9 protein-coding genes and 1 other RNA gene are annotated in these 15,842 nt (G+C 28.7%); 9 read left to right on the top strand and 1 reads right to left on the bottom strand.

Annotated features, from left to right (window positions below; all coding sequences use genetic code 11):
• Nucleotides 1–261 precede the first annotated feature (261 nt).
• On the top strand, nucleotides 262–981 hold the full coding sequence (locus F3K33_RS03740) for a YczE/YyaS/YitT family protein (RefSeq protein ID WP_017209401.1): 720 nt from the start codon (nucleotides 262–264) through the stop codon (nucleotides 979–981).
• A 162-nt stretch (nucleotides 982–1,143) separates the two neighbouring features.
• On the opposite strand, the gene F3K33_RS03745 is transcribed toward F3K33_RS03740, so the two are convergent.
• Entirely contained in the window at nucleotides 1,144–3,147 is a 2,004-nt protein-coding gene (locus tag F3K33_RS03745; RefSeq protein ID WP_039773220.1) for a carbohydrate-binding protein, read from the bottom strand.
• Nucleotides 3,148–3,813: 666 nt separating this feature from the next.
• On the opposite strand from F3K33_RS03745, the gene F3K33_RS03750 reads away from it, so the two are divergent.
• From F3K33_RS03750 to F3K33_RS03785, 8 genes are all read left to right on the top strand, one after another.
• Nucleotides 3,814–5,529 carry a methyl-accepting chemotaxis protein gene (locus F3K33_RS03750; protein ID WP_039773218.1) on the top strand — a complete coding sequence of 572 codons (1,716 nt, stop codon included), beginning with the start codon at nucleotides 3,814–3,816 and terminating at the stop codon, nucleotides 5,527–5,529.
• A gap of 425 nt (nucleotides 5,530–5,954) precedes the next feature.
• Entirely contained in the window at nucleotides 5,955–6,350 is a 396-nt protein-coding gene (locus F3K33_RS03755; protein WP_039773216.1) for an ATP-binding protein, read from the top strand.
• A gap of 61 nt (nucleotides 6,351–6,411) precedes the next feature.
• A complete protein-coding gene (locus F3K33_RS03760; RefSeq protein WP_039773214.1) occupies nucleotides 6,412–8,412 on the top strand; it encodes a methyl-accepting chemotaxis protein in 2,001 nt (666 codons plus the stop codon).
• Nucleotides 8,413–8,423: 11 nt separating this feature from the next.
• On the top strand, nucleotides 8,424–8,696 hold the full coding sequence (locus F3K33_RS03765; RefSeq protein WP_011968016.1) for an STAS domain-containing protein: 273 nt from the start codon (nucleotides 8,424–8,426) through the stop codon (nucleotides 8,694–8,696).
• Nucleotides 8,697–8,750: 54 nt separating this feature from the next.
• Nucleotides 8,751–10,574: a PAS domain S-box protein gene (locus F3K33_RS03770; protein ID WP_039773212.1), complete on the top strand. Its 1,824-nt coding sequence runs from the start codon at nucleotides 8,751–8,753 to the stop codon at nucleotides 10,572–10,574.
• Between the two features lie 262 nt (nucleotides 10,575–10,836).
• Nucleotides 10,837–11,194: a transfer-messenger RNA gene (ssrA, locus tag F3K33_RS03775) on the top strand.
• A gap of 279 nt (nucleotides 11,195–11,473) precedes the next feature.
• Nucleotides 11,474–11,977, top strand: a complete 504-nt coding sequence (locus tag F3K33_RS03780; protein ID WP_039773210.1) for a DUF4231 domain-containing protein — start codon at nucleotides 11,474–11,476, stop codon at nucleotides 11,975–11,977.
• A gap of 50 nt (nucleotides 11,978–12,027) precedes the next feature.
• Nucleotides 12,028–15,801, top strand: coding sequence for an HD domain-containing protein (locus tag F3K33_RS03785; RefSeq protein WP_039773208.1), 3,774 nt, complete (start codon nucleotides 12,028–12,030; stop codon nucleotides 15,799–15,801).
• Nucleotides 15,802–15,842 lie beyond the last annotated feature (41 nt).

A 15,842-nucleotide genomic window follows, 5' to 3' on the forward strand; every position in this document is an offset into this window, starting at 1 on the left:
AATATCCTTTTTTATACTCAAATGTAAATTAAATTGTTTTATATACAATGAATTAATATGGTGGAAAATGAATGAAAATGAATTTTTCTTTTGACAAAATGGATGGTAGATAGTAAAATGGTTTTATGTTTGTACATGTGCATATTATTTAAGATTATATATAGAAAATTATATAATAAAAAGTGATACATAATTATATCTATTTTATGTTTATTCAGTTTATATGTAGCAATAAATTATAATAAAAAAGGAAGAAATAATATGAATAAAGCAATGAACTTATTAAAAAGAATTATTTTATTTTTTGTTGGAATGAGTATAATTCAGTTTGGTGTAGCATTATTTTTGAAGACTAATATTGGCTCTGATCCATTTACTGTATTTACGCAAGGTTTAGCGTTTGCATTAGATAAAACAGGATTAAAGAATTTTTCTGTAGTTAAGATGATAAGTGGAGCAGATCAGGTAACGCCAGGGGTAGCAAATATGATTATATTGATTGTACTATTTGCTGTTATACTCTTAGTTGAGAGATCGCGTATAAAGATAGGAACTTTAATTTGTGTTGTAGGAGTAGGACCAATTATAGATCTTGGAGTGAAGGTTGTTTCGTATTTCCCAGTTGAATCTTATAACTATTTTATAAAGGCATTATTGGTTGTATTTGGATGTTTAATAATTGCAATAGGGTTTGCAGTTTTATCAGCAACAAACGTAGGAGTTGCCCCAAATGATATTGTTCCATTTATAATACAAGATAAGACTAAGGTACAATACCGTTGGATTAGAATAACACTAGATGCTGGATTTTTAATAATAGGATTTATATTAGGAGGAAAAGTTGGTCTTGGTACTGTGATAGCAATGATAACAACTGGACCATTTATACAATTCTGCCTCCCTTATGGAGAAAAGTTTGTAAACTTATTAGTAAATGAAAAAGATGTAGATGTAGAAGAAAGTGTTACAGCTACTGCATAGTTAATTTATAAAAATAAGAATAAAGCTATGATATTATTTATTGATTAGTTTAGTCTAAAAGAATAGAAATTTAATAGAAAACAGAGGTTTATAAGCAACCTCTGTTTTTTATTATATATTAATCAAGTTGAAGGATTGGTATAACGTAATTATGAATTAGAATTATTGAGATATAGAATAGTTATAGTTAGCTGAGCTATTGCTATCCCAAGATCCTGAATCATTTTTAAATGCCATATTTAAAGAATAAGCACCAGATGGAATAGTTATAGTTGCGGCCCATCTACCATCAGATTGTTTAGTCATTGTAACATCAGTTGGATTTGTAAAATCATTATATCCCCAATGTAAAATTACTGAAGTTGAATTTGCTGCTAAGTTTCCATTGTAGTATATAGTGGTTGTTTTACTAGCTGTTGGCGCTGGATTAACTTGTACTGGCACAGATAATGAAGAAACTTGTAAGTGCCAATCTTTGCTGGAGTTATTATCCCAGCTGGATCCGTTAGTAAAATCGAAATCTAGTTTTGTAGCTGATGAAGGAATTTTTATAGTTGCTGCCCAGAATCCATCTGAACCTTTAGTCATTGTAACATCTGATGGATTTAAGAAGCCATTATATCCCCAGTGGAGTTTAACTGAACTAGAATTTGCTAAAGAACCACTATAGTATAAAGTAAAACTGTTGCCTTGTAGTAAAGTGCTGCTATCATAATCCACTTTATAACCTGAATGAGGAGCATAAGTAGAAGGTACAGGAGGAGGTGTAGGTATTGATCCATCATTGTAAAGAACAATTACCGAATTAGCAGGAATATTTCCTGAAATTGTTCCGTTTGAAACTGTTAAAGTACAATTAGCACTACCTTTATTAGTATAAGTGCCATTTGCTAAATTAGTAGGAGAGTTAATAGAAGTGCTTCCACCATCGTTTACTATTACAGTACCATCTGTTCCTCTATCTATTAACATGGTTGTATTATTGTTTGTCCACCTAACATATTCATTTTTTCCTACCATTGCATTATGGAATTTATTAATTGCTACTATGTCAGCATCCTTCCAAAGATCATCACCCTTGGAGCCAATATTGCCAGTAGGTCTGTCAAAGAATAAAGGTGTAGCGCTTGCACGAGCAGCAGCTATAGCCCAGCCAAGTTTTCTTTGAGTATCTGTTAAATTTTTGCTTGATCCATCTTCATAAGTATCATGGGTTTCAACAAAATCGACTGCCTTAGATGAGTCAACGCCACCCAAGGTAGTGCCAAGTGAACTTAAATTTGTTGAAGTAACTGCACTTCTTACTGCTCCGCCATAATTACTTGCAGTAACATTCATAAATGATTCGTAAGAGGCAATATTATCTACTGAACCGTCTTGTAGGATTTCGCCATAAATAAATAGGTTGGATTTATTGTGTAGATTGCCTAGAACATTGCTCCAGTAGTTTCCAGCCCAAGATTGATTAGAGTCTAGTCCAATATTAGTTTCAATATGTTTAGCAGCATCAAAACGGAATCCGTCAGCACCAGCATCTATACATTGATTCAAAAATGTTATTGCTTTATTTTGGACAGTGGAATTTTGAGTATTTAAATCTGGCATGCCTATACCTTTTTGCGTCACATCATATCTATTAGTCCAATTGCTACATTGTCCTTGGTTATGATATAAATTAGGGTCTTTGAAGCTAGGATCTATACTGGAATCTAGTTGATCTGGATTTCCATTGTTAGCCATATGATTCATTACTACATCTACAACAATTGAAATTCCATATTTATCAGCCTCAGTACAAAGTGCCTTAAAATCATCGTAGTTTCCAAGTTGAGCATTACCTACAGATTGATTGGTTGGTTGATATAATAACCACCATTGACTTGGATCTTTACTTGAACTTTTTGTTCCTTGTACAGGAGAAACCTGAACTGATTTATATCCTGCTGCCGCTATGTTTGGTAGTTCATTCTTTATAGTTGCAAAAGACCAGTCAAAGGCATGAAGAATAGCACCATCTTTAGTATTAGATGGGAGGCTAGTACTACTAGCGGCATAAGCTGTAGTTAAAATTCCGTTTGTTCCAAAGCTTGGTATTGAAATTGGAAGTAAGTTTAAACTTAAAAATAAACATGAAGCAATTAATCTTGATATTATTTTTTTTCTCATTGATACACACTCCTTAACATAGCGCAATCGGTTGCAAAAAATACAGCAATAGTATATTTATTTGTTTGTACATGCAAAGTAGTAATTATTTTCCCCCTCTCTATTAAGTATTAGTCACGAATAAAATAATGCGTAACTAGAGTTTATATTTTGCATATATTGCAATCGGTTGCACAAAACTTAAAAATTTTTATCTTTGAAGATACTAAACTGAATAAATTTTTGTATTAATCTTATAATGATTATTTTGGATTAATATGAAATTTATGTAAATATTATATCATATATGTTTTAAAATTCAATAGTGCAATTTAATTATAAAAATTACCTAATATGGCATATTAATTCTAACATTACATATTGGTTTTTCTATATCATTATCCTTTAAGTTTGTTATTTGAATTTAATTAATTATATATTAACAAGTTGAATACAGCATTTTAATCACTAAACAATAGAGTAAGAAATGTAGTAATTATATAGCGAATATTGAAATATATTTTGAAATGGTGTAAAATTATTACAAATAATGAAATAAGTCGATAAAAAATGACTAGAGTTTATAATGGAAAATAACTATGTATTTATAATTGCAGGATTATTTTATTTAAATTAATTTCTGTACGAAAAATTGGGGATATATTATTAAAAAAAGGAAGTGTTATAATGAAAATTCTTATTAATTTAAGTGTTAAGAAGAAACTTGTTTCAGTGTTCTTTGTGATTTGTATTTTTATAGCCGCAATAGGAACAGAAGGAATATTAAGCTCTGCAAAAATAAATGATAATGCAGATGTCTTGTATAGAAATAATTTAATATCTATTAAAGACTTAGGAGAAATAAAGGGAAATATTCATGACATGAGAGCTACATATAATAGATTAGTTTTCGAAAGAGATAAAACAAAACTAGATGATTATCTAAAGGTTATAAATGATTTAGACATAAAAAATGACAAGAGTATGAAAGAATATGAAAATTTAATTACAGTGTCAGACGAAAAACAAACTTATAATAATTTGAAAAATGATTTAGCAAAATATATAGAAGTAAGAAATAAAGCAATCGAATTTGCGAAAACCGGGGATTATGATGAAGCAATTAAAATTAGCAATTCCGATTTAACCACAATTAAAAATTCTTTACTTGAAAACATTCAAAAAAATATTGATGCAAATGCAAAGGCTGCGGAGCAAGCTAATTTAAATAATATATCTCAATTTAAGAGTGTTCGATATACTATATTAATTTTTACAACAGGAGCATTTTTAATAATCCTTTTTATGGCATATATGTTAAGCAAGAATATATTGAATCCATTAAGAGAGATAAAGGACTTTGCAAAAAGATTATCAACCTATGATTTCGCTAATGCGATTACGATTACAAGGGGAGATGAGTTTGGACAAACAGGCGTAGCTTTAAACACTGCGCAAGAAAATGTAAGTAGACTGGTTAAAGTAATTATGGAAAACTCGCAGGATTTAAGTGCAAGCTCAGAAGAACTTTCAGCAACAGTTGAAGAAATATCTTCAAAGGCCAACACCATAGATCAAGCAGTAGATAATATTGCCTCTGCAATGCAAGAATCTAGCGCGACTACTGAGGAAATAAGTGCATCTATTGAAGAAGTAGATTCAAGCGTTAATGTACTTTCTTCTAAGGCTATGGAGGGAAGCAATAATGCAAGTCAGTCTAAGAAAAAATCTATGGAAGTTAAAAATAATAGTCAAAAAGCTATTAATGAAACTAGGAAATTATACATTGAAAAGCAAGAAAAAATGCAAAAAGCCATAGAAGATGGAAAAGTAGTAGAGAGTATAAAAGTTATGGCAGAAACAATTGGAGGAATAGCAGAACAAACAAATTTACTTGCATTAAATGCGGCAATTGAAGCTGCAAGAGCTGGAGAACAAGGAAAAGGATTTGCTGTAGTAGCAGAAGAGGTAAGAAAACTTGCAGAGCAATCATCTGATGCAGTAATAAATATTCAAGACACAATTAATAAAGTTCAATTAGCATTTAATAGTAGCATCAACACAGGTAGTGATATATTGGAGTTTATAAGCAAAAATGTAGAAGAACAATTTAATGATTATAGTGAAGTAGGTAACAAGTACTATAATGATTCAAACTTTGTAAGTAACATGTCAGAAGAAATTGCTGCTATGTCAGAAGAAATAACAGCTACAGTTGGACAAGTTAGTGAAGCAATTCAAAATATGGCTGAGACATCGCAAAAATCAAGTGAAGGAGCTGAAATGATAAAAGATAGTATGAATGAAACAACAAAAGCTATTGAACAAGTAGCGTTAACTGCTCAAAGTCAAGCAGAGCTTGCTCAAAAACTTAATGAAATGGTACAAAAATTTAAGATATAGTAATACTTATTAACTTTAAGAAGATATAGACTTTAGGAGTTAAATGAAAAATACAAACTAATGATATGGTTAGTTATAAAATAAAACTAGGACAATAGAAGGTGAATCATATAAAACATAAAGTGATATTGAAAATAAATTATCACTTTATGTTTTTTTGATTAAAAGAAGTTCATATGAAAATATATTGTGAAAATTATTTTTTGAATATGTTATATTTCATACAATATAGCATATTAAAAAAACCAATGGATATGATGTAATATGTTGAAAGCAGATGAAATAAGTGTAATAATGTAATGGGGATATTTTATCTTTAATTGATTGGAAAAATTAGTTAATATTAATGAAAAATGATAAGATAAGTAGGATTTTTAGTTAATCATGAAAAAATACTTTAACTATGTAAAAGAGGGGGAGTTAATATGTCAGTAACAAAAGGATCAGTGATATTTTATGGACTAGATGGTCTTGATAAGAAGGTTGATGATATCATTGAGGTTTTGGATTTAAAAAAACAATCTTTTGAAGTGAAACTTATAATATTTGAAGCCGTTAATAATGCGTATATTCATGGAAATAGTAGTGATAGCAGCAAACCAATTTATGTTGATTGGGAATTGAAAGATAATTTACTAAGTGTTATAGTAAAAGATTGTGGGCAAGGATTTGAGAATATAAATTTGCATAAGAAAATAGACGAAGAGAATATATTAGATGAATCAGGTAGAGGCTTGTATATTATAAGTTGTTATACTGATGAACTAATTTTAGACGGAAGTTCTATAATTATGCGTAAGAGTCTTTTATGTGACATATAGATTGATATATGGTTAGTAATTGATACCTAATGAATATTGTACATGCTAGGGAGGCAATTAGATGAAAATTTCTTTAAAGATAAAACTTATGATTACTTTTTTTATACTCATTTCTTTACCAATGGGGTTACTTGGGTATATTTCGTATAGAATGTCCAGCGCATCTATACAAACGGCTGTTCAAGAACAATTAAAGGAACAGACTTACAATACATCTAATTTAATAAATAAAACGATAGATTCAACAAAACATTCTTTGGAAGTTGCAAGTTTGAATGGCGATATTATAAAAGCAGTTGAAAATTCAAATACAAGCAATCTAGATACAGCTTCTGAATATATAAGAGCGGTCCAAGAGAAAAATAAAGATTTTATGGAAGTATTAATTATTACAGATGCTTATGGTAAGGTAATTGTAAATACTCAGTCAAAAGAGAATGATATAGATTTAAGTGATAGAGATTATATGAAACAAGTACTTAGTAGCGGTAAGGAAGTTGTTAGTGAAGTATTAACTTCTAGATTTACTGGTAATCCAGCTATTTTTATAGCTTATCCATTGAAGGAAAATGGTAAATTGATTGGTACACTTGTAGGGAGTATAAAGTTTGATAGTATATCAAGTTATGCATCTCAAATAAAAGTTGGTAAAAGTGGATATGCATATATGATTGATAAAACTGGGTTAATTGTTTATCATCCAGATTCAAGTAAAATCCTAAAAGAAAATGCAAATGATAATGCAGGAGAAGATTTAAAAGTTTTAGTTCAGGAAATGAAAGAAGGAAAATCTTCAGAAGGATTCTATACATATGGGAATATATATAAATATGTTGTTTTCCAACCTGTTGGTAATTGGGTGATTGCAGTCACAGCGCAATATGACGAATATATGTCAGCAGCTTTAAGTATAAGGAACTATACAATAATTATTTCTTTAATATCAATCATTATAGCAATGATATGTGCTTATACATATTCAACAATAGGAATAATTAATCCAATTAAGAAACTAGAGAGATTAATGAGATCTGCAGGAGAAGGAGATTTAACTGTTAAGATTGATATACAAAGCAAAGATGAAATTGAGGAACTTGGAAAATCATTCAATGAAATGATAAAGCATCAAGATCGAATAGTAAGAAATGTAACTAACGCAGCAGAACAGTTGAATGCAGCATCAGAAGAAATGGCAGCTTCTTCAGAAGAAATAAGTGCCGCAACTGAAGAAATAAGTGCTACAGTTAATCAAGTGGCGCAAGATGCAGAAAAACAAAATGAATCCATAGTTGATGTTTCAAAAGTGTTGGTTCAGCTTTCAAGTCTTGTTCAATTAGCTCAAAGTAGAGCTAAAGCTACAAGTTCAAATGCAGCTAATACAATGTCAGCAGCTGATCTTGGAAGAGAAAAAGTTGAGGAAACTGTAAAGGCAATGGATATTATAAGTAAAGGCAGTGAAGAAACTTCGCAGGCATTAGAATCTTTAAGTGGATTATCGAGTAAAGTAGATGGTATTATAAACATAATAAATTCTATTGCAGAGCAGACTAATCTTTTAGCATTGAATGCAGCTATAGAGGCTGCTAGAGCAGGGGAGCATGGAAAGGGATTTAGTGTAGTTGCAGATGAGGTTCGTAAATTATCCGAAGAATCAAATGATAGGGCAAGAGAGATTGCTGTACTAGTTAGTGAAATGGTAAAGCAAACACAGAATGCGGTAATAGCAATGGAAAGATCTAAGTCAGAAGTAAACAATGGAGTAAAAATAGTATCAGAAACAGACAAAGCATTTGTAGATATCATTAATGCAATAGAAAATATAGTTAAACATGTCACTGAGATACTTGATATTACTGGTGATGAAGTAGCATCGTCTGATAAGGTAATTGGGCTTATAAATGATATAGCAACAGTAACAGAAAGCAATGCGTCAAATAGTGAAAATGTATCTTCGGCAGCAGAAGAACAAGCTAGTGCAATTAATAATTTAACAGCTACAGCACAGGAAACAAGCGCTATGGCAGAAGAATTAACTAAGCTTGTAGAAAGATTTAAAATATGAGGTGATAATTGATGGAAATAAGTATACCAAAAGACTTTGTTGTTGATGAAGTCGCAAATTTTAGAGTAAAAGTAAATAAATTAATAGATGAAGGACAAAAGAATTTTATATTCAATTTTAATGATTGTAATTTTATAGATAGTACCGGACTTGGTGCATTAGTAGCTGTTTATAAAAAATGCGCTGAAAAGAATGGAAGTATAAAATTAAAAGGACTAAAGCCAGAAGTTGAGAAGTTATTTAAATTAACAAGGTTAGATAAGGTATTTGAAATTTGTCCGTAAAAATATCTGGAGTTTTTATGAAGTGAAATTCAGATAGAAAGGACTTTCGATTGTATGCGTGAGGGTAAAGAAAGTATAAAAACATTAGATGAAAGAGTAGAAATAAGTCAAAGTAATTACAAAGAAATTTGGGACAAGGTAAATGAGTTAGTGTTTGTAATTGAGATTAGCAAGGGAGTTGTTCCAAAGAACTTTATAGATTTTAATAATAAAGTTTGTAGTAAATTGGGTTATTCTAGAGAGGAACTTATTAAAATTTTACCTTCAAATGTTTTGAATTTAACTAATATAGAAGATAAGATTAGTATATTTGAAAATTTAAGTAATAAGAGAGTATGCGATAAAATAGAGCTTACATTAAAATCAAAGGATGAAAAACGTATTTACGCTAAATCTAATATATCTATATTTAGTCATGAAGAAAAAGATTTTGCTTTAGTAATTGCAACTGATATTACTGAATACAAAATATTAGAAGAAGAGCTTAAAGGAATATTAAATGGAATACCTGATGTAATAAAAGTATACAATACAGATTATACTATATCTTTTTTTAATGAAGCAGGGTATGAGTTTTATAATAAAACCTCAGAAGAAATAAAGGGAAAAATGTGTTATGAGGTGCTATCTAGAAACGAAAAATGCTTAGATTGCTCATTTGAAGAAGTAGTGGCGACTAAGAAAATGCTATCGCGTGAAAGATATATTCCAGAATTAAATAAATTCATGGATGTATGTTATAATCCTGTATTAGGTAAAGATGGGGAATTGTTATTTATTGTTGAAAGGCTTAGAGATATAACTGAGAAAAAAATGCTTGATAAGATAACTAAAGATAGCAGGGAACGATATAAACAAATAATTGATAATGCGCCTGATGCTGTAATTATTATAGTAGATAATAAAATTGCCTTAGCTAATAATGAAGCTTGTAATTTGTTTGCAACGCTTTATGATGATTTGATTGGGAGTAATGTATATAGACATTTTCAAGAGAAATATAAAAAGGCTTTGCATAAAGTATTTAGAAATATAATATCTGAACGAAAAATTAAAGAAATTTATGATTATGATTTCTATGTGCCAAATAATAAATTAATAAATGTTCAAGTTTCATATAGCTACATATTATACGAAGGTAACCAAGCCATATTGGCAGCAATAAGGGATATTACTGAAATGAAGCGAGATATAAAGAAAGCCGCTGAGTTACAAAGGAGTACGCTTCAAAAAGAATTTCCTGCTCAAAATTTTATTGATACTATGAGTGTTTATATGCCAGCCCATACCATTAGTGGGGATTTCTATAGAATTTATGAAATAAACGAAGACTTTATTATTGGAATGATAATTGATGTTAGAGGTAAGGGAATATCGGCAGCTCTAAATATTTCTGCATTTGATATTTTGTGTTTTCAAGAAGTTAATAAGGGCCACCATGATCCAATGGAGATAGTAAAAAATTTAAATAAGAAGTTAGTAAAATATTACGAAGAAAATTATGTTGCTGTATGTTGTTTTAGCATGGATTTTAATAGCAATGAGCTTAAAGTAGTTGGAGCCGGAATTAATCAATTTCTTTTTCAAAAAAAAGGAGAAAGTTTAGAAGAGAAGATTGTAGAAGGATCTTTCCTAGGTATGTTTGATAATAGTGAATTTTGTGAGCAAACCATCTTTTTTGAATCAGGAGATAAAATTTTCTTTTTTACTGATGGATTAGATTTTATTCTAGAAGAGGATAAAGTTATACAGGAATATATGAGGGATGCAAGCATATTTGAATTTAAGAATTACTTAGATGATTTCTTAAGTGATAGTATTTTAGAGAGTGGAAAATTAAAAGATGATTGTACAATGGTTGCAATAGAAATAAAGTAAATTAAGATTTGTTGATTTATATCAAAGGATAAAATTTATAATAAATATTATCCTTTGATTAATAATTTAAAACTTAAAATTTTTAAAATTTTTTAATAAAAGTATTTAATGATTTTAATCTATAATACAGGATTTATTGATTGTTGATTCTAACTAAGTAACAATGTACCAGTTGACACTTAGCATCTATTAAGTTAGAATAGGTTATACAAGATGAACATTTCTTTGAAAACAAAATATGTTATTAAACCATCTTTAACTTGGGGGCGTTTTGGCTTCGACGGGGGTAAGAAGGGTTTGTTAAGCGAGTCGAGGGACGCATGGAGCCTCGTTAATAAAGTATGCACTAAATGTAAACGCAGAAGATAATTTTGCAATAGCAGCTTAGTTTAATAGCTGTTCATCAGCCCAGGTTGCCTACGGCTTGGATCACTGGTGTCATTAAAGTGGGAAACGAAGCCTAGCAAAGCTTTGAGCTAGAGGGGTATTCATGAAGCTACTGAGAAGTATAGCCTGTCTAAGGGCGATACTTTGAGGGAATTTTAAAACTTAGACTGCACTCGGAGAAAGATAAATCAATCTACTTTCGGACACGGGTTCGACACCCGTCGCCTCCACCATAAAATCCACGACCATTTGTATGTGGCTTAAATAGCTGCTTACAGGTGGTCGTGTTTTTTTATTGTTATGGGGTAGCGCTACAATCAAACTCACAAAAATCTATAATTTCGATTTTTGTGAGTTATTTCAATTTGTGATATTTTATGTTTAGAAACGATGAACTTAATTATATGTAATTATTTATACAATCATTAAATTTTACAATGTCTTATGGGAATATATATCATTAAATGGTATAATATTAAACATAAGTTAAAATATATAAAAGTGGTGTAGTAATGAGGAGAAAAGATAAAATAAAGAGAAAAAGAAATAGTTTAATTAAGGAATTAGGCACAATTGATATTTATGTAGATGGAATTGAAAATAACGTAATCAGAAAAAGAATTGAACATATTTTAGAATGGTATATACGTAAATCTACATTTTATAAAAATTTATTTTATTGGCTTAGTTTGTTAATAATTATAATAAATGCAACGATTCCAATAATAAATCAAATCAAATTTATATACTACAATAGTATTGTATCAATAATTTCAGCTTTTGCATCTGTATTTACTGGCTGTATTACATTATTTACAATGAAGGACACTTGGTTTAGATACAGAAAATCTGTAGAGCTTATTAAAAAAGAATGCATACTATTTAGTAGTAAAGATGAAGATTATAAAGATGAGAATAGGGAAACTTTATTAATAAAGAATGTTGAAAATATAATCTCAAGTGAAAGACAAGCGTGGGAAAAGGTGAAATTTGACAAGTCTAATGGTAAGAAATAATTATGATAGCTATGATTAAAATTTTTTAAGGAAAAATGAAAGGGTAAGTTATGAAAGAGTTACCAGATTTTAATATAAATATATATCAAGCAATCAATTATATATTTGAAAGTGATTTGGCTGTAGTAGCATTTAAAAATCCGCCATTTATTAATTTTGTTAATATTGTTAGGAGAACAATCGAAACAATAGATAGACTATCTGAAAATTGCAATATGCCAGAATTCACCAATCATGGATTAAGACATATATGTAGCTTGGTGAAAAGAACTTCAGAGTGGGCAATAACAGATGGGTGGATAGAGAATATTAATTGTAAAGAAGCAGGCTATTTATTAATGGCCTTGATTGTTCATGATTTAGGAATGTTATCTCAAGAAACGTCAGATTTATCATCTGATGTTGCTTTAGAATATAAAAGAGGAATAGGGGATTTGGCAACATGGGTAAGAAAAACTCATGTATTAAGGTTGTCAAAATTATTACATAGAATTTTTTATGAATTTGAAAATGAAGATATAGAAGTTAAGAATCATATTGAAGCTATTGCACAGATGGCGGCTTCGCACAATTATTGGCCATGGGACAAGGAATATGATATAGATGAAAAATTAACGAAGTTTATTGGGATTGAGAATGATAGAATATATGGACTAAATGCAGTAATTGCTGTTGTAGATTTATTAGACGAGGACTCTAATAGATGTGATTCAGAAGTTCTAATTAAACATAAGAGAGGAAATAAAATTAATATAGCTCATTGGTATAGACATGCATTAACGGCTAAAGTAAATCCAATTAAGAATCATAAAGTCAAAATTTCTTTACGTGCAATAGATGGAATGGATGAATCTTTTGAAGATGTTTTTAAAGTAATAAGAAATCAATTTAGAATAGTATTGGTTTATAAGAAATATTTATCAATAATTAATGCGCAGATTGATGAATTAGAATTTGAACCAACGAATGAAATGCCTAAGATAGATAAAGAAGTTAAAGAACTTGATGTTTGGAATGAAAAAGTCGAATTGAAATACTCTATGAAAGAATTATTAATGCTAACATTTATTCCTGAAACAAGAGGGGAAAGATGTGATTCAAAATTATATAATGAACTAGTTAAATTAAATTTAGAACAAGTTAAACCATTGGAGGAAACTGGTTTAACTGATAACAATCAATTACTATTTGATGATGAAAAGTTATTATATAAAATTTCATATATGAAATTAGAGAACTATGATGAAATTTTCAGTTATTATAAAGAGCAAGTTGAGCATAGTTTTTTATTAGGTGAAGTTGGTAAAGTAAAAAATATATGTTGTATGATTCTTGAATATTTAGAGTGTTCAAATATAGATAGAACATATTGGGTATTTGTTTATTTAATATATTTACTAGATTCAGAGCAAGACTATAGATTAATAAGTGAAAAAATTAATTTTAGTGGCCGGTATGGGGTTTTATTACAGTTGGTTATTGCATTATTAAATAATGATGAAAAAGAATGTCAAATATGTTGGAATAAATTACTTACAATTAATTTGATGAAATTTAATAAAGATTCAGAAACACGATTATTGTTTTCGATTTTGATAGAATATTCATATCAATTTTTTTATAAAACAACAGATAAATATATACAGGAACTGATGAACAAAATAAAAGAAAATGAATTTTTATATAGCTATTTAGTAAAGGTTCAAACAAGATTAAGTATACAATTTCGGTTAATTACTGGAGAAGATATAAATGTGGATATTTTGGATAAGTTTAATATAGAAAAAGAAGAGAGAATATTGTGTGAAATATGGAAGAATTTTTTTGTATCTGATGCCGAAAAATTGGATGCAAGTTTAAGAAAAGTCTCAAAACTTATTACACCAGAAAGTAAATATTATAAATCTTATATGGGATTATTCATTGCGACTGAGCATATTAGGGATTTGAGTATTAAAGAGAGTAGCATAAAAAAAGAAGATATATACACAAAGCACTATAGATTTATTCGTCTAGAAATGGAAAACCAATATAATGTACTTGAACAGAGAAGAGAAAAAAATATTGAAAAATTTTTAAATGATGAACTTTATGATCATAAGCAAATAGAAAGATTAATTGTATCAGGTCAAATGGAAGCTATGAGGAACTGGGATATTCTAAACTTCATTTCATTTCGTAGTCTATATGCACGATACTATGAAAAACTTGGAGAAAAATGTTACGATAGTGGAAAAAATAGCAGTTATATTTGTAGAGCAATTATTTGTTGGATACAATCATTAAAAACTTATGATGAAAAAAAAGATAAAAAGAAATTAATTGGAATAATAGAGGTTAATGAAAAAAATAATATAGAAGAATTATATAGATTAATTTTTCATAATATAGCCATGGTCTATTGGGATAATGCAAGCACATGGTTAAAGGCTTTAGGAGATTTAATGCCTAAAGAATTAGTTGATGATTGGGTTAGATGGATTTATAAGTATAATAGTATAATTAGATCTCATATGTCTATAATAAGGTTAGCTGATTTAGATTTTATTAAAACTATTATTGAAGAATATAAGTTTAATGATGAACAGATGAACATTTTAGAACCAATATTAGTGGGTATATGTAAGAAGGATTATTATTGGAGTATTGAATTAGAACTCTGTAAAAGCATAATGATGACTTTATCTATTGAAAAATGTAAGGAGATTATAGAACAGTTGACAATAGCAACTGAGGAAAGACCTGGTTATTCTAGTATTTACATTAATACAATGCTGAAATTAGCACACGAGCGGTTTGAAATAAGTGAGTATATTAAAGAAATGATGCAAAAAAGATATAACTTAACAGAAAATGAAAAATATCTTGAATATCAAAAATTAATAGGAGTAAAATGCATTGAAAATCTTGAAATGCCTGATATTTTTAAGATAAATACAGAAGTTAAACATATATTGGAAGAATATGAAGTTGAACTAAGTAAAGGACATCATAATGTTAGTAATATTAAAAATATAGCAGAAATAGTAAGCAATAAAAATTTGTCAATATGTGATGAAAAATCTATTTGTTGTTTATTGGAAGAAATTAAAAGATTTACACATAACAATGCATCTAGATTATATCAATTAGATTATAATATTATTTTTTCAATATTAGTATCTATATCTAATGGGGGAAGTGATGAAACTAGAAAAGCAATACTAAGCATTGGATTTGAAATTTATGGAGAATTTTTAACTAATGAGAAATTTTTTAGTAATCAAAAAAAATCATTAAAAAGGTCTATTATAGATCAAAGAGACATGAAAGAAATAGGGTTTCTTTATATGTTTAGTAGTCTGATAGATTATTCTGATAATAAACAATTAAATAATACTATGGAATGGTGCATTGATATAGCTGAACATATAAAAGAGGATAGTATGCATTTCTATGTATATATATTTTCTTATTCGTATATATTCAGAAATGATTATCTAAAAAATATATCATATAGAGGGTTAGAATTATTAGCAATAATAATTAAATTTAAAAGTGAAACAAAAAAAGACTATCTATATTATGTATTATTAGGAATACAGGAGTTCATACATAATATTAAACATAGTGAAAAAAATTCATTTGATAAAATAAAAGAAAATAAGACTTATGTAAAGTGGCTTAAAAGAATATTGAATTTCGGTAGCAAATCCATTTATTATGAAAATAGAAAAAAAGTTTTTAAAATTATCGAGGAAATTAATGATAACAAGCTTTTTGAGAAAGTATGTGAAATTTTAAAAGAAGATGCTAGAATGTCAATTGCAAAATATTTTGAATAATTTTATAACTTTAAAATGGATAAATGAGGGAAGATACTAAG

This window comes from Clostridium beijerinckii, assembly GCF_008705175.1.
Classification (GTDB): domain Bacteria; phylum Bacillota; class Clostridia; order Clostridiales; family Clostridiaceae; genus Clostridium; species Clostridium beijerinckii.